This window comes from Flavobacterium succinicans, assembly GCF_001662485.1.
GTDB classification, from domain to species: Bacteria; Bacteroidota; Bacteroidia; order Flavobacteriales; family Flavobacteriaceae; genus Flavobacterium; species Flavobacterium succinicans_A.
In genome coordinates, this window is sequence record NZ_JMTM01000035.1 from 114,003 (window position 1) to 133,000 (window position 18,998).

General features: G+C 34.4%; 19 protein-coding genes. 15 read left to right on the forward strand and 4 right to left on the reverse strand.

Going from position 1 to position 18,998, the window contains the following annotated elements; genetic code table 11:
- Positions 1-58 precede the first annotated feature (58 nt).
- The gene (locus FLB_RS06035) at positions 59-1,090 is read left to right on the forward strand and encodes an SMEK domain-containing protein (RefSeq protein WP_157490556.1); all 1,032 of its coding nucleotides are present in this window, start codon (positions 59-61) and stop codon (positions 1,088-1,090) included.
- A gap of 69 nt (positions 1,091-1,159) precedes the next feature.
- Here the strand turns inward: FLB_RS06035 and FLB_RS14250 are convergent, their stop codons facing one another.
- Genes FLB_RS14250 through FLB_RS06050 form a run of 4 tightly spaced genes read right to left on the reverse strand, consistent with a single transcriptional unit; the run spans position 1,160 to position 2,701 of the window.
- Entirely contained in the window at positions 1,160-1,336 is a 177-nt protein-coding gene (locus FLB_RS14250) for a hypothetical protein (RefSeq protein ID WP_157490557.1), read from the reverse strand.
- Positions 1,323-1,538, reverse strand: a complete 216-nt coding sequence (locus FLB_RS06040) for a hypothetical protein (protein WP_064715059.1) — start codon at positions 1,536-1,538, stop codon at positions 1,323-1,325. The genes FLB_RS14250 and FLB_RS06040 overlap by 14 nt, the downstream gene beginning before the upstream one ends.
- A 9-nt stretch (positions 1,539-1,547) precedes the next feature.
- Entirely contained in the window at positions 1,548-1,943 is a 396-nt protein-coding gene (locus FLB_RS06045) for a DUF5675 family protein (protein WP_064715060.1), read from the reverse strand.
- Positions 1,943-2,701: a hypothetical protein gene (locus FLB_RS06050; protein ID WP_064715061.1), complete on the reverse strand. Its 759-nt coding sequence runs from the start codon at positions 2,699-2,701 to the stop codon at positions 1,943-1,945. The genes FLB_RS06045 and FLB_RS06050 overlap by 1 nt, the downstream gene beginning before the upstream one ends.
- 963 nt (positions 2,702-3,664) lie before the next feature.
- On the opposite strand from FLB_RS06050, the gene FLB_RS06055 reads away from it, so the two are divergent.
- From FLB_RS06055 to FLB_RS14480, 14 genes are all read left to right on the forward strand, one after another.
- Entirely contained in the window at positions 3,665-4,663 is a 999-nt protein-coding gene (locus tag FLB_RS06055; RefSeq protein WP_064715062.1) for a helix-turn-helix transcriptional regulator, read from the forward strand.
- Between the two features lie 59 nt (positions 4,664-4,722).
- A complete protein-coding gene (locus FLB_RS06060; protein WP_064715063.1) occupies positions 4,723-5,052 on the forward strand; it encodes an HIRAN domain-containing protein in 330 nt (109 codons plus the stop codon).
- Entirely contained in the window at positions 5,049-6,602 is a 1,554-nt protein-coding gene (locus FLB_RS06065) for a class I SAM-dependent DNA methyltransferase (protein WP_064715064.1), read from the forward strand. The genes FLB_RS06060 and FLB_RS06065 overlap by 4 nt, the downstream gene beginning before the upstream one ends.
- A gap of 42 nt (positions 6,603-6,644) precedes the next feature.
- Positions 6,645-7,034 (forward strand): DUF1016 N-terminal domain-containing protein, encoded by a 390-nt coding sequence (locus FLB_RS06070; RefSeq protein ID WP_064715065.1) that lies wholly within the window; start codon positions 6,645-6,647, stop codon positions 7,032-7,034.
- Positions 7,035-7,040: 6 nt separating this feature from the next.
- On the forward strand, positions 7,041-7,862 hold the full coding sequence (locus tag FLB_RS06075; protein ID WP_064715066.1) for a hypothetical protein: 822 nt from the start codon (positions 7,041-7,043) through the stop codon (positions 7,860-7,862).
- A 491-nt stretch (positions 7,863-8,353) separates the two neighbouring features.
- Entirely contained in the window at positions 8,354-9,529 is a 1,176-nt protein-coding gene (locus FLB_RS06080) for a restriction endonuclease subunit S (RefSeq protein WP_064715067.1), read from the forward strand.
- Between the two features lie 60 nt (positions 9,530-9,589).
- Positions 9,590-9,739: a hypothetical protein gene (locus tag FLB_RS14255; protein ID WP_157490558.1), complete on the forward strand. Its 150-nt coding sequence runs from the start codon at positions 9,590-9,592 to the stop codon at positions 9,737-9,739.
- Positions 9,740-9,902: 163 nt separating this feature from the next.
- Positions 9,903-10,220, forward strand: coding sequence for a GIY-YIG nuclease family protein (locus FLB_RS06085; protein WP_064715068.1), 318 nt, complete (start codon positions 9,903-9,905; stop codon positions 10,218-10,220).
- An 89-nt stretch (positions 10,221-10,309) separates the two neighbouring features.
- Entirely contained in the window at positions 10,310-13,762 is a 3,453-nt protein-coding gene (locus tag FLB_RS06090; RefSeq protein WP_064715069.1) for a DEAD/DEAH box helicase family protein, read from the forward strand.
- Positions 13,763-14,136: 374 nt separating this feature from the next.
- Entirely contained in the window at positions 14,137-16,473 is a 2,337-nt protein-coding gene (locus tag FLB_RS06095; RefSeq protein WP_064715070.1) for a TonB-dependent receptor, read from the forward strand.
- Between the two features lie 127 nt (positions 16,474-16,600).
- Entirely contained in the window at positions 16,601-17,368 is a 768-nt protein-coding gene (locus tag FLB_RS06100; protein ID WP_064715071.1) for a YHYH protein, read from the forward strand.
- A complete protein-coding gene (locus FLB_RS06105; RefSeq protein WP_064715072.1) occupies positions 17,369-17,938 on the forward strand; it encodes a toxin-antitoxin system YwqK family antitoxin in 570 nt (189 codons plus the stop codon). It abuts the gene before it with no gap.
- Positions 17,907-18,539, forward strand: a complete 633-nt coding sequence (locus FLB_RS06110) for an SCO family protein (RefSeq protein WP_064715280.1) — start codon at positions 17,907-17,909, stop codon at positions 18,537-18,539. The genes FLB_RS06105 and FLB_RS06110 overlap by 32 nt, the downstream gene beginning before the upstream one ends.
- A 204-nt stretch (positions 18,540-18,743) precedes the next feature.
- Entirely contained in the window at positions 18,744-18,980 is a 237-nt protein-coding gene (locus FLB_RS14480; protein WP_231891052.1) for a hypothetical protein, read from the forward strand.
- The last annotated feature ends 18 nt before the right edge of the window (positions 18,981-18,998 follow it).

Consider the following 18,998-nt stretch of genomic DNA (forward strand, 5'->3'; position numbering starts at 1 on the left):
TCAAAAAAGCCAGGTCTTACGACTTGGCTTTCAGCATCAATAAATATTCATTAAATTTGTGAAAAAAGTAATGATAACAAGAGGTATTATAATTGGTAAAATAGTTGATGATTTTTCTAGCCTGAAGTATCAAATTGAAACTAGAAATAGACTAGGACAATTTGATTTGACAAAGTTTTGCGAAGACTTTATAAGGGAAGTATTGAATATTTGTTTTGATTTGAATTTAAAAAATTTAAATAAAACTAGGAGTAATTTTCCCGGCTTAGATTTAGGCGATAAAAAAAACAAAAAGGCTTATCAAATAACATCCCAAAAAACTTCTGCGAAAATAAATGAGACTATAGTAAAGATAATCAGCAATGATGAAGAAAATTATGATCATTTTTATGTTTTTATAGTTGGAGAAAAGCAAACATCTTACACAATTCATGTTGACAATGCACAAAAAATTAATTTTACTCAAGAAGGAAATGTTTTTGATATTGATGATATACTTCAAAGAATAGTTGTCCTTGACATACAAAAATTAGAAAGCCTTTATACACTATTCGTTAGAGAATTTAGGCAAGTAAAAATAGAATTAGAACCTTTAGATGAAAATGGTAATTTTGAAAGTTCATACTTTAATTATTTAGAAAAAAAACCTTCTTCACCACCATTAAATGCAGTTAAATTCTTAGAATGTAATATTGAAGATGCTGGTTATAAAGATGCTTTCCAAGATGTATTGAACATATATGAAAATCTATCTTATGTACCAAGAGTAACAAGAGAGCTTATCGCTATCATTGTTGATAAAGGTGTAAAAAAAGATGCCAATTTTAATGATAATGGTAAAATAAAAATATTGCCTCAGTCACTTGAAAAGTTTTTAAATTTAAGTGAAAGAGAGGTTTTAATTGAAATAAATATATTAGAAAACGCGAAATTAGTGGAGTTAGATGAAGATGAAGTTGGAGAAAGACCTCAATATTTTATTAAAATTAAAGATGAAATGCTTAACCATTTGTTATATTGGTTCATAGATAAAGGAATTTCTATAAGAACTGTTTTCAATACAATGGATTTTACAATATTAGATGAATAAAAAAAGCCAGGTCTTGCGACTTGGCTTTCATTTTGTTTAACCCAAAGGTCACCACAACTAGGGCTAAACTTATTTTTTGTGCTTCTTATTTATGCTTTTAAGCAGTAACGAAATCGTAAAACTGACCACAGCTCCAACAGTAGCTAAGATAACCGTTTTGGCAATATCATCAGAGGAAAGATTAGGTACAATACTTAAAAATGTGCCTCCAGCAGTTCCCATCAATGTGGGGTTATTTGCTGTCATCAGTTGTAGTAAGCTGACTTGCAGCTGACAAAACTCCTCCGGCTACTGCAACATAACCACCAATGGTAGTTATAATGGCAGGTAACGCGATTGGAGCTGCTAAAATAGTTCCACCAACGGCAGCTAATGCCAACCCAACAGTTCGAAGCACTTTGAAAAATTTTGGCGTGGGAGCTTTTGCTCTATCAATGATTTTTTTCATAATCTATTTTTAAGATTGGATAATTAATTCAACACTTTCTTTATTGTCCAAAGCTTTGTAAACAAAGACTTTTAGCTTCGTAAAAGCTTTTCTCGACATCAAACCTAAACCAGGTCCAGAAAGTTTAGTAACAGGAGCAATACAGCCGTGCAATTCTTTTTGAGCATTATTAGCAGGATGAAAAAGAATAAACTTTCTATTCGGCACATTCACCAATTCCAAATGCCATTTGTATTTTGCACTGTATCGCTTTCTAATAAAATATTTCCCTTCCGGAACACAGGAAACCTTCGTTTCGTTCATCTTCCACGGCAATTCGATTGTATTGCAAATCAATTTGCCTTCGCATTCGAGTTTACCATTCGTTCCTTCAGGGAAATAAGTTCTAGTTAACCAAATAACCATTACACACCGCTATCAACTTTCGCTACAGACAATGGGTTAAAAGCACCATTTTTCAATGGATACATTTGCCCATTAATCTCTTGATAGAACTCAACACCTAAAGCCAAAAACAATGGCTTAGTTGAGTTAGCAGTAACTGCATTCACTTGGTTAATTGGAGCAGTAGCAGTTCCATCCCAAGGCAAAATTGCCGTTTCAGAAGTAGCAACCACATACGTTTCAGCTTCAAAATCAATTTCAGCTCCACCAGAAATGATTTTGTAGTGAGTAGTTCCACTTGGAGCAGCAATCATATTCGCAGGAATAAATGATGCCAAATCCACAGTAATTTCACCAGCCACACGGTCAATAGTTGCCACAAACGGAGCAAACAAAGTTGTACCAAGCTTACCACGAATATTGAATTCAAAACCAAATAATAATTCAGCTTCACCATCAATCACGTTACGCAAACCACGTTCACTTACTGTATCCGCTTGGATAACTTTAACCATCGCTTGCGTTAAGCGACTAACCATTCTACCATCGGCAGAATTGATTAAAAGCGGACGTAAAGCCGTTCTCAAAATCTTTCCTGCTTTACCAGCTCTACCAAACTCGGAACCATTCTCACGAGTTCTTTGAAACGCAGGATCACTTGCAATTCTACTAGCGTCAATTCCGCCTTTTTCTCTTGCCAAGTGTCCATCTTGCGTTTTGTAAAAAGTAATATCTCCGATAGTACCTTTTAGTTTAATTATGCCTTTCTGTCTAGCCATAACTTCAAAATTTAGTTAAACATTCATCTAAAATCTCCTTCATTCTATCCATCAGTTGCAACCACATTTTGAATGATTAAAACAAAGTTTACAAAGCATTTCACTAAAGAAAAAGCCACAAGTGTACCATATGTCTAAAATCGACACAAGTGTCTTAAATGAACATAAAAAGCCAATAAATAAGTATCAAAAATTATAACTAAATTGCAAAAGATTTTCTGCACGTCAGAAGTATAGCATAGCTATATCAAAGGTATAGATAAAGTATGAAATTGAATAATCAGAGGGTATGCATCTATCCGAAGGACATACAACGAATAACAGGCAAGAGTTATCGTCAAAGTACTAGATTGATGCAAAAGATAAAAAAAGACCTCAACAAGCTCGAAAATGAGTTCCTAACGATTGAAGAGTTCTGTACATATAGCGGCATAAAATATGAACAAGTAACTCACTTGATTTTTGGTTAAAATTGAAGAAATACAAAAACAAATTTTAATCAAGAAAGGTACCAATAAACACTTAAATAACTAGTTCAATTTTTAGTCTTGATACTTTAATATTCAAATATTTATCCTTATATTTGACTACTTTGAATTTAGAATAATAGTAACCTTATAAAAGAGGTGTCAGTCGAGGTGTCACTTAAATTTAATGCTTTGCGAAGTATTGATTTTATTGGTAACTTTTGTAGCAGACAAATCCCTCTTTCTCCGCAAAAAGCACCTCAACGAGGTGCTTTTTACATTTTAACACTTTGCTCTATTTTTTAAAAATTCAAAAGTTAGTTGTGGAAATTTAGCGTCCTAGCCGTGCCTAACAATACAAAATCCGATCAATACACCTTTAGTATCCCTACCTTTTTATATTGTTTTGTTGATAACAAATGGTGAGTTTACGGTTTTCCGCATAGTACTTTCAAATGCATTTTTGTATTATTGCGTAAAACATTTCTTCACTCCATTGGCTACCAACAAAAACGCACAAATTCGCTACAATACCCTAGACAAATGCTTTAGAAATTCCGGTAAACGATTTGCTATTGAGGATTTAGTTAAAGCCTGCAATGAGGCCATATACGAGTTTACAGGAAAAGAAGATGGCATCAAAAAAAGACAACTCTATGATGATATCAGTTTCATGGAAAGTACACAAGGATGGTCCATTGCATTAGAAAAAACAAAAGACGGAAGAAAAGTCTACTATCGTTACGAAGACCCCACCTTCTCTATTTCTAACCAACTCCTAAACGAAACCGAAGCCAATCAACTGAAAGAAGCTTTACTCACCCTAAGTCGATTCAAAGGAATGCCCCAATTCGATTGGATAGATGAACTAGGCACACGATTAGACGCCGAATTCAAATTGAATAAAAACTCAGAAAAAGTAATGAGCTTCGAAGAAAACGAGTACCTAGAAGGCAAACCCTTTATTTCTGAATTATACAATGCGATTATTTACAAAAAAGTAGTAGCGATTGAATACAAAAATTTCAAAAATGATGCCAGCGTAACCTATGAAATTAGTCCGTATCATCTAAAACAATACAACAAACGTTGGTTTTTATTTGGCAAGTCACCCAACTATGAAACCCTAACCAATATAGCTCTAGACAGAATTCTTTCTATTAAAGAGACGGATAAGGATTATGAAAACGGCACTACTGATTTTAATGACTATTTCGAGGATATTGTGGGCGTAACTATTCCAGATACACCTATCGAAACCATAAAAATCAAAATAGCAGAAAGTTTGGTTCCTTATATCAAAACCAAACCCTTGCATCCAACGCAAGCCTATAAGTTTGAAGACGGTATGCACCGAATTGTAATCAAAGTAATTCCAAATTATGAATTAGAGTCGTTGCTACTTTCCCATGGTGAAAACTTACAAGTGTTAGCGCCACTTTCGTTTGTAGAAAAATTGAAAACTAGAATTGAGAAAATGAAAAATAATTATTAGTGCAGCTGGAATGCATACATGGGATTTAATTTTGATTTGTAATTAAAAAACATTTTAAAATGAAATCTAAAAAAGAACATTTAGCTAATTTTCACCTTGCCGGAGCAACCTATTATGATTTGGTTTTATGCTTTCAAGAACTAAAAATCGGAAGTATAGTAGAGGCAAGATTAGAACCAGAAAACAAATTTGACAATAGAGCCATTGCTTTATATTATGAAGACAAAAAATTGGGATTTATCCCCAAAAGCGAAAACAGAATATTCTACAAACTTTTGCATTTAAACTATGCTATATTTGAATGTAGAATACAACAAATAGACCCAACACAACATCCCGAACATCAAATAAAAATAGTAGCTCATTTAATAGAAAACACAACCCCATGATCACAGGCGACTTAAAATCTCAAATAGACAAAATCTGGAACGACTTCTGGACCGGAGGAATCTCCAACCCATTAACGGTAATCGAACAGTTTACCTACCTCATCTTCCTGAAACAACTGGACGATAAGCAAACGCTTATTGAAAAAAGAGCCAATATGCTAGGGGTTACCACCGACAAGCCTATTTACACGCCAGAACAGAGAGAATTGCGTTGGAGTAGTTTCAGAGATAAAGATTCCGAAGTAATGTTTGAATTATTCACACGCCCACAACGTCATTTGAATGACCTTACCGTGTTTGACTTTATGAAAACCCTGGGCAAAGACGGCGGTGCCTTTACCGAATACATCAAAGGCGCCACCTTTATGATCCCAACGGCGAAATTGCTTGACCGTGTAGTACAGCAAATTGACAAATTACCACTAGACAATCGCGATACCAAAGGCGATTTATACGAATACATGTTGGGCAAAATTGCCGAAGCCGGAACCAACGGACAATTCCGTACCCCGCGCCACATTATCCGTATGATGGTCGAAATGACCCAACCCAAAAAAGACGACACCATTTGTGATCCTTCTTGTGGAACGGCTGGTTTCTTGGTCGCTGCTTCGCAATTCATTCACGAGAAACACGAAGACTGGTTTATAGAAGAACAATTTCGCGAACATTACAATAAAAACATGTTCAACGGAATAGAAATCGATCCGTCGATGATGCGTATTTCGGCCATGAACTTACAACTGCACGGTATGGAAAGCCCAACGCTTATTGGAAATTCTGCGTTGAGCGAAAGCAACAGCATCAGCAGTCAGTACTCCTTAATCTTGGCCAATCCACCGTTTAAAGGCGCTTTGGATTATGATGAAGTAGAAAGCAGTCTATTAAACGTAACCAAAACCAAAAAAACCGAATTACTATTCTTAACTTTAATTTTGAGAATGCTAAAACTAGGCGGACGCGCTGCCGTGATTGTGCCCGATGGCGTATTATTCGGAAGCAGTGGCGCACACAAAAGCATTCGCAAAGAACTAGTCGAAAACCAACAATTGCAAGCCGTAATTTCGATGCCAAGTGGTGTTTTCAAACCCTATGCAGGAGTAAGCACCGCCATTTTATTCTTTACCAAAACCAACTCGGGCGGCACCGACAATGTTTGGTTCTACGACATGCAAGCCGATGGATTTAGCCTAGACGACAAACGCAACGCCCAACTCTCAGAAGAAGTATTTGAACAATGCTTTGCCAACCCAGAAAGTGTATTAGAAGAGTTCAAAGGCAAATGCGATATTCCGAACATTTTGTTAGATTGGCAAACCGTCAACGGACAACCGAAAACCGACAACTTTAAAGACCGCACCCAAAAATCTTTCCTTATCCCAAAAGCCGATATTGTAGCCAATGATTACGACCTCAGCATAAACCGTTACAAGGAAATTGTTTATGACGAAGTGGTCTATGAAAAACCCGAAACACTTATTGCTGATATTAAAGCAATTGACAAAAAACGTTTGGAAGCGATGAATGAATTAGAAAAAATGTTGGAATAATAAATTTTGCACGCATTGTAAAATTGAAAATAAATAAGCAATATGCACTTACAAAAACAATTTTTAGAAATAACCACGCTTATTGCCAATGCCAAACAAAAAGCGTATCAGGCAGTCAATAGGGAATTAGTATCCCTGTATTGGAATATTGGCGAATATGTCAGCCAACAAGTAGAAGCCAAAGCATGGGGAAAATCAGTAGTAAGTGAATTGTCAAAATTCATACAGGAAACAGAACCTAATATTACAGGTTTTTCTCCTCAAAATATTTGGAGAATGAAGCAGTTTTACGAAACTTACAACAATCTCCCAAAACTCTCACCACTAGTGAGAGAAATTACCTGGACCAATAATTTACTCCTTTTACCTTGCAAATCTATTGAAGAAAAAGCGTTTGAAAGTACTGGTGAATATAGAAAAAATGTTATCTAAAAAATTATGAGTTATAGCGCTTTTGTAAATTGTACTTGTTTCCAAAAAGGAAAAACCACTCCTCCACCCCATCAAGAATATGTTCAGTTTGCTGATGATGGTTTAAATATTAATTTGCCTAATGAACTTTTGGATGATAATGAAGATTTGTACTTTGAAATGTATTCCGAATTTGATAAATGGAGATCTACTGCTTGCCCGCATGAAGATATGGAATATTGCTACGAAAATTTGAGCAATATAAGCGGAATGGCGGCCTTTAGAAGTTTTATTCATCAAAAAGACAACTTTCCAGTTTTAAAAAAAATTCTACCAAACAGCAATGGTGGCTGCATGCCTGCTATCATGGCTAAAGAACTTTTAACAGAATTAGAAATTTTGGAGAATCAAAATGAAGTTGAAAATAAAATTTATTTGATTCAAAAAAACAATAATAATATAAAAGCGATTTGTAATGAAGACGATTTTACAATTTTTGCTTTTTTTGATAAAGTCTATAAGTATGGCTTGGATGCCAATGGTTTTTTTATGCTGAGAACCGATATAGAAAATAACGAAGAGGTACATTACGAAGTTTTTCGCTCAAAATATTTTAGCATAAGAAAATCTAATTTAAGCGGTGATATTGTTGTAGTTGACGAAAAAACGGCTCGTCGGTATAGAAGTGGAATGGTACTAACAAATCCTGGAGAAAATTCAGAGCAAGTATATTATATCGTAGAAAAAAGACAAGTAGAAACTAATAATTATTATCAATACCTAATAGAACCCTTAAAAAAACTAGCACAAGCTAGCTTAGAAACAGGCAACCCCATACATTGGTGCTGATTTGTGAATTATCTATTATATACATTTGTAATCAATATGAAATATGAAAAAAGTCAAATTTAAAACATCTTCGGTTTTGAAAAGAAATCAAAAATTAAAGCGGGTGATGGTTTTAAATTAGGAGAAGGAAAATATCCTCTTTACACGACAAGCGATACATTATCAAAAACGTTAAATAAATTTCTATTTGAGGATGAAAGCTTGATTTTTGACAATGTTGGATTTAGAAAAAATGTTGGCATAAAACAGCAGAGAGGAAGGGATTCGAAGTCAAAAATTATGTGACCACGGCAGGGTTCGAACCATAAACCCTAAAATTACGTTGTGACCTCGACTGGAATCAAACCAATACCCCTTCAAAATAGAGCTGTAATCGCAGAAGGATTCGAACCTTAGACCGACCGCCTGCTTAGAAGGCAGGTGCCCTAAAAAATTGCTCTCAACGAGCGATTGAACTAATAATTAATGCGAAGATATAAAATATAGAAGTAATGGAGAAAGTTGAATTAAAAAATTTAATTGAAAAACCAATTTCAGGTGAATGGGGTTCAGAAGGTACAACAATACCAGTCATTAGAACAACAAATTTTTCTAATGAAGGAAGATTAAATTTAAAGGATATTGTGCTTCGAAATATTGATTCGAAAAAAGTTGAAAATAAAAAACTACAAAAAGGTGACATTATTATTGAAAAATCCGGTGGAAGTCCAACACAACCAGTTGGAAGAGTTGTATATTTTGATTTAGAAGGCACTTATTTATGTAACAATTTCACTTCTATTTTAAGACCAAAAAAAGATAAAGTATCTCCTAAATATTTATTATACCAACTATTTACAAGTCACTTATTTGGATTTACAAATAATTACCAAAATAAAACAACTGGCATTATAAATCTTAAATTAGAAAGATATGTAAATGAACTAGAAATCCCCCTCCCCTCATTACCCACCCAACAAAAAATAGCCGAAATTCTCGACACCGCAGACCAATTGCGCCAATACAACAAGCAACTGATTGAAAAATATGATGCCTTGACACAAAGTTTGTTTTTGGATATGTTTGGGGATCCGGTACATAATTCAAAAAAATGGCAAGAAGTAAAATTTTCGGATGTTGGAAAATTAGATAGAGGTAAATCAAAACATCGTCCAAGAAATGCACCTGAATTATTAAATGGCCCTTATCCGTTAATTCAAACAGGTGATATTGCTAATTCTGGCGGATACATCAACAATTATAAATCAACCTATTCCGAATTTGGCTTGAAACAAAGCAAACTTTGGACAAAAGGAACTCTTTGTATAACAATTGCAGCGAATATTGCTAAAACTGGAATATTAACTTTTGATGCATGTTTTCCTGATAGTGTAGTTGGTTTTATTCCTAATGAAAAAACAAACAATATTTATGTTCAAAATTGGATGTCTTTTTTACAAGCAATGATTGAAGAAAAAGCACCAATGGCAGCACAAAAAAATATAAATCTTGCTATTTTGAAAGATTTGGAATTTATGATGCCTCCAATCGAACTCCAAACCCAATTCGCAGAACGCGTACAAATGATAGAAGCCCAAAAACAACAAGCCCAAGAGGCCTTGGCCAAAAGCGAGGACTTGTTTCAGAGTTTGTTGCAACGGGCGTTTAACGGCACGCTTTGTCCATAAGGCGCTTTTTGTCATTTCGACGAAGGAGAAATCACACTAGAAAGTCACACAATACAAGTAATGCGTGGGATTGCTCCTTCGTCGGAATGGCAAATTGGAGGAAAAGACAAAAGCAATAATGACGTAATGAACATCACCAGTTTAAATAGCAAGTGTGATTTCTCCTTCGTGGAAATGGCAAATTGGAGGAACGGCACCCTTTGTCCATAAGGCGCTTTTTGTCATTTCGACGAAGGAGAAATCACACTAGAAAGTCACACAATACAAGTAATGCCTGTGATTGCTCCTTCGTCGGAATGGCAAATTGAAGGAAATGACAAATTGGAGGAAACGACAAACTGGATGAAAGGACAAAACAATAATAAAAAATAGTATGCTAAACCCGCAATTAGGTTACCATTCGTATTACGTTTACATCATAACGAACAAATATCGTTCAACCTATTACATTGGCATGACCAATAATTTAAAGCTAAGGCTACAGCAACATAAAGACAATATTGAAACAAATAATAAAACATTTGCATCGAAATACACTATTGAATTTCTAGTCTATTATGAAAAATTCGTTTGGGTTCAAGAAGCAATTGCAAAAGAAAAAGAATTAAAAAAATGGAGAAGAGATAAAAAACTTGCCTTAATTCGAGATTTTAATCCACAATTTGAATTCTTAAATCATCATTTTGACTAACCGTTGCCTTTTCAACGAAGGAAAAATACTTCACAAAGTAAGTATTGGTAAAAAATAATATACTATTTTAGTCGCATCAATAAAAATCCATGCAGAGCAACTTTACCTTTCTTCAACCCGAATTCCCAGAAATCTACCGAGAGATTGCAGAGGCCGAAAAACACACTTTTACAGCGCCACGTTATGCGGCCTTGTTGTGTAGGAGTACACTAGAAAAAACCTTGTTTTGGTTGTACAAAAACGATGAAGATTTAGAGTTGCCTTATGACACCAAATTAGGTGCCCTACTCCACCACGAAAGTTTCAAAAACATCCTTAAACCAAGTATGTTGATGGAATTGGATGTCGTGCGCTTAAACGGAAACAATGCGGCTCATGGTAAAACAGTCAAAGCGCTAGAAGCTTTGCAATCTTTAAAAAATAGCTTTCGCTTTTTGACTTTTTTAAGCAAATATTACAGCGAAAACAATCCCGATATTCCTGAGTTTGACGAAAGAGTAATTCCCTACGGAGATACCAATGACAAAAATGCCAAACAACTTCAGGCCTTGGCCGAAAAACTCGAACAAGAACGTGCCGAAGCTCAAAAAGCAGTAAAAGAACAAGAAAAACTTGCCGAAGAAAATGAAGCATTACGCAAACAAGTAAACGAACAACTGCAACTAATTGCGGAACGAAAAGAAGTACGTTTTCAGGAAATTGCTGTTGAACAAGCTATTCCAGAACTCACATCGGAACACCAAACACGCCTAACCCTAATCGATTTATTATTAAGGGAAGCCGGTTGGGATACGTTACGAAAAGGTCGCGAAATAGAATTCGAAGTAAGCGGAATGCCCTTAAGCACCAATCCTTCCGGAAAAGGTTTTGTGGATTATGTTTTGTGGGGCGATAACGGTTTGCCTTTGGCGGTTGTAGAAGCCAAAAGCACCATTCATTCGGCCTCCAAAGGAAAGCACCAAGCCACTTTATATGCAGATTGTTTAGAAAAAAGCACAGGACAACGTCCTATTATTTTTTACAGCAACGGGTTTGAAACCCACATTTGGGACGATACTTTTTATACTGACCGTAAGATCCAAGGTTTTTATACCAAAGAAGAATTACAGGTGCTCATTGAAAGACGCTTTGCACGCAAGGATCTTAGAGAATTTCGGGTAAATACCGCTATTGCAGGAAGGTATTATCAATTGGAAGCCATCAAACGAGTGGCGGAACATTTGGTAACCACCCATCAAAACAAGCTCAAAGGAACCAGCAGAAAAGCCCTATTAGTCATGGCAACCGGTAGCGGAAAAACAAGAACTGCTGCGGCAATGGTAGACCTGTTTACCAAATGCAACTGGGCCAAAAGAATCTTGTTTTTGGCCGACAGAAATGCGTTGGTCACCCAAGCTAAGAATGCTTTCAAAGAACATTTGCCGCACTTGTCAAGTATTGACTTAACCGAAGAAAAAGAAGACCATGGCACTAGAGTCGTTTTCTCAACTTATCCCACCATTTTAAACAAAATCGACAGTCTCAAAAACGAAGACGAACGTTTTTATGGTGTGGGTCATTTTGATGTAATTATCATTGATGAAGCGCACCGTTCTGTGTATCAAAAATACCAATCAATTTTCAATTATTTCGATGCCATTCTAATTGGATTGACAGCGACTCCCAAAAAAGAAATCGATAAAAACACCTATGGCCTATTCGAAATTGAAGATGATAATCCAACCTACGCCTATGAATTGAACAAAGCGGTGGCAGATAATTATTTAAAACCACCCAAAGCGTTCAAAATTCCGCTGAAATTCCCAAGGGAAGGCATTGTGTATGAGGATTTATCAGAGAAAGATAAAGTCCGTTTCAAAGAACTATTCGGTGTGCAATTTGGCGATGAAAACCAAGTTAGCAATGTGGACAAAAGCAAGATCAATACCTGGTTGTTCAATACAGATACTGTCGATAAAGTACTAGACTATTTGATGACCAACGGTCAGAAAATTGCGGGAGGCGATAAACTCGGCAAGACGATTCTTTTTGCAAAAAACCACCAACACGCTGTTTTTATAGAGGATCGCTTTAATAAAAACTATCCGCAATACGGAGGCAATTTCCTAAGAGTAATTGATAATTACGAAGCCAAAGCACAAGACTTATTGGAGAAATTTTGTTTTGACAAAGGCGATGAAAAAGAGCCACAAATAGCCGTTTCTGTAGATATGATGGATACCGGTGTAGATGCACCAAGAGTATTGAATTTAGTGTTTTTCAAAGAAGTCAAATCCTATTCAAAATACTGGCAAATGATTGGTCGAGGTACCCGTTTGTGTCCCAATATTTTTGCCCCGGGAAAAGACAAAGAATATTTCTTACTCTTTGATTTCTGTGGCAATTTTGAATATTTTGGAGACCATCCAGATGGAGAAACCCAAAAAAACACCCTTTCATTAGCACAACAAACCTTCCATACAAAACTGGAAATTGTGATGGCAGTTCGTCAATTGCAAGACCCCACGGAGGAACAAGAACACATTCAAATTCAATTTACGGATGATTTGCATCAATTGGTAACTCATTTAGAAGAGAACCGTTTTGAGGTGCGCAAACATTGGCGTTATGTTTTAGAATATAAAAATAGAGCGAGATGGAATAATTTGTTGCAGGGTGATGTACTCAACATACAAAGCAATTTATCCCATTTAGTCAATTACAGTCAAGACCAAGATGAATTTGCCAAACGATTTGATTTACTTGTTTATAAATTGCAACTGGCATTGATTACTGGCAATAAAGCACAAGTAAGGTACATTTCCAATGTGCACGACATTGTGAACATGCTTTTTACCAAACGAAATATCCCTGCCGTACAAGCCAAAATTGAAACGATCAAACAACTTCAAAATGAACAATTTTGGAGTACCGTTCATGTGCAACAATTGGAAGAAATCCGTTTAGAACTTCGGGATTTAGTCCATTTCTTAAAAGATGAGAAGAAACTTGATCCAGTGTATACTTCATTCACAGATGAACTCGATGTAGCGATGGTGCAAGAAGTCGATCTTTTGGCAACCTACACTTCACTTCAAAGTTACAAAGACCGCGTAGAAGCCTTTATCAGAAAGAACAAATCCCACTTGGTGATTGATAAATTGTATAAAAACTTACCGATTACAGCAAACGAATTGGAAGTATTGGAACAATTTCTATTGCAAGAAGCTTTGGAAAGCAAAGACCGTTTTATCAAAGAGTATGGCGAACAACCGTTGGGTAAATTTGTTAGAAACATCATTGGTCTGGACATCGAAGTAGCCAATCAATTGTTTGCCGACTTTATTTCTAAAGGCAATTTGAAGGCCAATCAAATTATGTTCATCCAAAAAATAATCCAATACCTCAACCAAAAAGGAGTAATTGAAAAACAATTACTTACACAAGCGCCATTTAACGAACAGCATGACCAAGGTGTTTTTGGCATTTTCCCAGAAGAAGATCAATTAATTAAAGTAATTCAAGTCATCCATCAGGTGAATGAAAATGCTATGTTTGCTTAATTTCTTTTTCCTTTCAATTGCCTCCAGCTTTAGCTGGAGTTTTGTGGATTGATTTCATAGGCTTTAGCCAAATAAAAGTAGCTAATTTTGACTAAAGCCTTTAAAAATTTCAATTTTACCCCCTCAACTATAGTTGGATGCAATTAATGTCCAAAAAAACACCTGATAGTTACACTATTTTAAGTAAATAGAACACTATATAGCGGTAACGGCATAAAAAATAAACTTCAGTAATCATTCCGACTTGTTTGTCACGAATTTTACTTGTTACAAAAAAAAATACAATTCAATACGATTTTTCAACAACTCAACATTAACTGATTTTTAATAATCTTATCCATCTTATAAATTTGTGAAATCTTAATTTATAAAAGATGAAAAAACACTTTATACTATTATTGATTTCAGCAATTTCTTTTGCTCAAAACAATAAGCAAAACATCCGTGGAATTGTTATTGATAAACTCACTCAAACACCTTTAATAGGTGCTACAGTTCAAATTATCAACTCCGAAAAACAAACCGTCACAGATGAAAAAGGGAACTATATTTTAACTGAAATCACACCAAATCGATATGAAATTAAGGTTTCGTTTGTGGGATATAAAGAAGTAACAATTCCTAATATAATAGTAACTTCAGGTAAAGAAGTGGTTCTAGATATTACTATGGAAGATGAATATAAAAAACTAGATGAAGTAGTGATTACTTCTAAAAACAATGCTAGCACAGTAAATAAATTAGCTTCTGTAAGTGCAAGGACATTTTCTACAGAAGAAGTAAACAGATATGCTGGCGGACGAAGTGACGCAGCTCGTTTAGTATCGAATTTTGCTGGAGTAAGTGCCACAAATGATAATAGAAATGATATTGTAATTAGAGGAAATTCACCCATTGGTGTACTTTGGAGAATTGATGGTATGAGTGTTACCAACCCAAATCATTTTGCAACAGCTGGAACAACTGGTGGAGCTGTGAGTGCAATTAACACAAATTTCTTAAAAAATTCAGACTTTTTCACTTCTGCTTTTCCTGCTGAATATGGAAATGCTACTGCAGGTGTTTTTGATTTAGGTTTTAGAAATGGAAACAATAAAAAAAGAGAAACAACAATTCAACTGGGTGTTATAACTGGTGCCGAAATTACTACCGAAGGTCCAATTAGTAAAGAAAAAGGTTCTTCTTACTTGGTAGGTTATCGATATACATTAGCCAGTTTAGCACAAGCCGTTGGAGTAAACATTGGTACAACTGCAACTCCTTCTTTTCAAGATTTGTCGTTTAAAATTAATGGTAGCACTTCGTCAATAGGCAAATTTTCGGCTTTTGGAATTTTGGCTACTTCATCAATAAGTTTGGATAATGGAGGTGGTTTATTTGGTGGGAATGGTTCTGTAGATTTAGGAAGTAAAATAGGAATTTTTGGAGTAAATCATTTCAAACAAATTAATACCAATTCTAATATTAGCACCACTATTGGATTAAATTATTCGGAATCAGAACAAGACAATTCAGATACTAATAAAATGACAAATGTTTCTATTCTAACAGAAGAAATTAATTTTAAAAATTCTGGTATTGTAATAGCTACAAATTATAGTTCTAAATTAAATTCTAATTTATTCTTAAAAGCTGGATTACAAAACGAATTTATTGGAACTGACCAATTTTATAGATATAGAAAGAACGAAATGGAACCTTGGACAAAGCAATTAGACGGAAATAATAATACAAGTTTAAGTCAAGGTTATGCACATTTAAAATATAGATTTGGCGAAAAAACAACTTTAAATGCAGGTTTACATTCACAGTATTTTCATTTAAATAGTTCATTTGCCATAGAACCAAGATTGGGTTTTATTTACAATATAAATAATAAAAGTAGTCTAAATTTCGGATACGGATTACATGCGCAAAACCAACCTATTGCCACCTATTTTGTTCAAAATACTGATGCAAGTGGAGTCATTACTCAAACTAATAAAAATTTAGACTTTACAAAAAGCCATCATTTCGTTATGGGATACAACATCAATCCATTTAAAGATTGGCGCTTAAAAGCCGAAGTGTATTATCAATATTTATATGATGTTCCTGTCAATAATTTTTCAAGTGATTATTCTATTTTGAATACCGGAGCTAGTTTTAAATTAGATTTAGAAGATAATTTAGTAAACTCTGGAACAGGTAAAAATTATGGTGTAGAACTAACTATTGAAAAATTCTTTAGTAATGGATATTATGGATTATTTACTTCATCAATATACGATTCTAAATATACAGCAAGTGATGATATAGAAAGAAACACAGCTTTTAATGGAAAATATGTGTTTAATATTTTAGGTGGTAAAGAATGGAAAGTAGGTAAAGAAAATAGAAATGCGTTTTCAGTAGATGTAAAATTTACCAATGCAGGCGGAAGAGCATACACACCAATTGATTTAGCAAGTTCGCAGGCAGCTGGTAATGAAGTGTTATCTTCTAATGTATATTCCGATTTTTATAAGAATTACTATCGTTTAGATATCAAAGCAGGATTTGTGATCAATAGCAAAAATAAAAAACTATCTCAAACTATTTCGCTTGATATTCAAAATGTTACCAATCATAATAATGTATTTTCTCAGTCTTATGATAGACAAAGAAATACAATAAATTATACCTATCAATTAGGACTTTTCCCCAACTTATTATATAAAATTCAGTTTTAAGAAATAATTAAAATATTGAAAGTAATTATTTTACAATTCAATACGATTTTTCAACAACTCAACAGTAACTGCTTATTAATAAAGTTATTAACTTTATACATTTGAAAAAACTTAATATGAATAAGCTATGAAAAAATTTAAAACAAGTATTTTGGTTTGTCTAGGAATTACTATCTTCCAAACTAGTTGTAGTAGTTCTGACAGTTCTTCCGATGATTCTTCTAACACTTTAGAAGTACCGGCTGTTTATAAAAAAATATACGGGGCGACCAGTATCACCAGTGATGGAACCTATATTTATATTAAAACTAAAAACCTTCCGGATCACAAAAGCCCTTATTATGCAACAACAAACGCATTGTACGAAGCCTACACTGGAACTACCTTTGGAGGAAATACTTTTGCTAAAAATCCAAATTCAATTGTTGAACAAACGGCTACAATGAAAATTCCTTTGAATCCTACGGTTGCTTCTACTCATGCTGCAACGCCTTTGGGAGCAATGGGAATTGCTTTAAACGGAGTTGCCTTGTTTAATCAATATGCAGGACCGAACAATCAAGCTTTGACAAGCGAAATTGCTTCTTTCGACAAATATTACGGACATCCACAACAGCAAGGGGTGTATCATTATCATGTGGAACCATTGTATTTAACAACCGTAAAATCTACTAAATCAGGATTGATGGGATTTTTATTGGATGGATTTCCTGTTTATGGACCAAAAGAGGAAAGTGGAACTACGGTCACTAATGCCATTTTAGATGTATATCACGGTCATACTCATGCAACGGTTGATTATCCAAACGGAATTTATCATTACCATTTTACAGACGAAGCACCCTATTTAAATGGAAACGGCTTTTATGGAACACCAGGAACGATTACTCAGTAAATGAAATTTATTCTTCAGGTTTTTTTATTGCTTTTTGTTTGTTCCTGCTCAAATAATGAGTCAAAGGTTCCCAAAAGATATGTATTAAAATCATCAAATGAAATTAGCATACTAAATGATGTGGTTTACTTTAATAAGGATAAATTTTCGGGCTATCTATTTGACGTTTATCCGAATAAAGACACGATTTCTGTTGAAGGTTTTGTTGATGGAAAACTAGAGGGTAATTGCAAAAAATGGTATCCCAATAAGCAACTTTTAGAAGAACGCTTTTATTCTAAAGGGAGAAAAAATGGAAAGCAAATTGCTTATTGGTTAAACGGAAAGAAACGATTTGAGTTCATGGCAGTCAATGATGCTTATGAAGGCGAATTAAGAGAATGGGCATTTGATGGAAAATTGAGTCATTTGGGACATTTCAAAAACGGACAAGAAGAAGGTGCTCAAAAATTATGGTATGATACTGGCAAAATTAGAGCCAATTATGTAATTATAAATGGAAAAAGATATGGATTATTGGGAACAAAAAATTGCAAAAATGTATCGGATAGTATTTTTAGTGTTAAGTAGTGTTGTCCTATTAAGTTGTTCAAAGAAAAATGACGTAGCCATTCATTTACCTTATTACAACGAGCCCACTTTTTCGCCTCTTTTTATTACTGATACTTCTGAAATAACACATACAATTGCTGATTTTAAATTTTTAAACCAAGATAGCGTTTTCATTTCTCAAAAAGATATTGAAGGCAAAATTCACATTGCTAATTTTATTTTTACAACCTGTGGCAGCATTTGTCCCATAATGACCACTAACCTTAAAATCGTAAATGATAGCTTAAAAAATCATTCTGATATCGTTTTACTTTCTTATTCTGTAACGCCTTGGATTGACTCGCCAACTGTTCTAAAAAATTATAAGAAACAAAAACAAATTGCAAACCCCAATTGGCATTTTTTGACAGGTGCTAAAAATGATATTTATCGTTTAGCACGTAAATCATATTTTGCCGAAGAAGATATTGGCTTCAGCAAAGACAGTTCCGAATTTTTGCATACCGAACACTTTATTTTGGTCGATAAAACCAAAAGAATAAGAGGAATATACAATGGTACGTTGGCATTAGAAATGCAGCAAATGCTCGAAGATATTAAGTCTTTAGAAAAAGAATAAACCAAAAAGATATGAAATTAGCATCCCTTATTTGGTTTACAAAGCATTCGTAATGCCTACTATCGTAGTTACTTCGGGTGTAAAAGGTATTGTAGCTATTGCCATGGAATAAGCGTTTTTAAAAATAGATGATTTACAAATGCCGGCGGGAGCGCATATACACGGATTGATGTAACCAGTTCTCAAGCTTCTGGCACGGAAGTCTTGTCATCGGATGCCTATTCTGATTTTTATAAAAATTATTATCGCTTAGATAGTAAAGGAGGTCTTGTCATCAACAGTAAAAACAAAAAACTATCCCAAACCATATCCCTTGACATTCAAAACATTACAAACCACAACAATGTGTTTTTACAATCTTATGATAGACAAAAAAATACGTTACGATACACGTATCAATTAGGTCTTTTTCCTAATTTATTGTACAAAATTCAGTTTTAAATCAAAGGAAAACAAAAT

What these genes read in the sequence shown, in the direction of transcription:
- FLB_RS06070 (WP_064715065.1), top strand. Translation starts at nt 6,645, where the DNA reads ATGCACTTACAAAAACAATTTTTAGAAATAACCACGCTTATTGCCAAT.
- FLB_RS06040 (WP_064715059.1), bottom strand. Translation starts at nt 1,538, where the DNA reads ATGAAAAAAATCATTGATAGAGCAAAAGCTCCCACGCCAAAATTTTTC.
- FLB_RS06105 (WP_064715072.1), top strand. Translation starts at nt 17,369, where the DNA reads ATGAAATTTATTCTTCAGGTTTTTTTATTGCTTTTTGTTTGTTCCTGC.
- FLB_RS06065 (WP_064715064.1), top strand. Translation starts at nt 5,049, where the DNA reads ATGATCACAGGCGACTTAAAATCTCAAATAGACAAAATCTGGAACGAC.
- FLB_RS06110 (WP_064715280.1), top strand. Translation starts at nt 17,907, where the DNA reads ATGTATCGGATAGTATTTTTAGTGTTAAGTAGTGTTGTCCTATTAAGT.
- FLB_RS14255 (WP_157490558.1), top strand. Translation starts at nt 9,590, where the DNA reads ATGCGTGGGATTGCTCCTTCGTCGGAATGGCAAATTGGAGGAAAAGAC.
- FLB_RS06050 (WP_064715061.1), bottom strand. Translation starts at nt 2,701, where the DNA reads ATGGCTAGACAGAAAGGCATAATTAAACTAAAAGGTACTATCGGAGAT.
- FLB_RS06090 (WP_064715069.1), top strand. Translation starts at nt 10,310, where the DNA reads ATGCAGAGCAACTTTACCTTTCTTCAACCCGAATTCCCAGAAATCTAC.
- FLB_RS06075 (WP_064715066.1), top strand. Translation starts at nt 7,041, where the DNA reads ATGAGTTATAGCGCTTTTGTAAATTGTACTTGTTTCCAAAAAGGAAAA.
- FLB_RS06095 (WP_064715070.1), top strand. Translation starts at nt 14,137, where the DNA reads ATGAAAAAACACTTTATACTATTATTGATTTCAGCAATTTCTTTTGCT.
- FLB_RS14250 (WP_157490557.1), bottom strand. Translation starts at nt 1,336, where the DNA reads ATGACAGCAAATAACCCCACATTGATGGGAACTGCTGGAGGCACATTT.
- FLB_RS06045 (WP_064715060.1), bottom strand. Translation starts at nt 1,943, where the DNA reads ATGGTTATTTGGTTAACTAGAACTTATTTCCCTGAAGGAACGAATGGT.
- FLB_RS06080 (WP_064715067.1), top strand. Translation starts at nt 8,354, where the DNA reads ATGGAGAAAGTTGAATTAAAAAATTTAATTGAAAAACCAATTTCAGGT.
- FLB_RS06085 (WP_064715068.1), top strand. Translation starts at nt 9,903, where the DNA reads ATGCTAAACCCGCAATTAGGTTACCATTCGTATTACGTTTACATCATA.
- FLB_RS06060 (WP_064715063.1), top strand. Translation starts at nt 4,723, where the DNA reads ATGAAATCTAAAAAAGAACATTTAGCTAATTTTCACCTTGCCGGAGCA.
- FLB_RS06100 (WP_064715071.1), top strand. Translation starts at nt 16,601, where the DNA reads ATGAAAAAATTTAAAACAAGTATTTTGGTTTGTCTAGGAATTACTATC.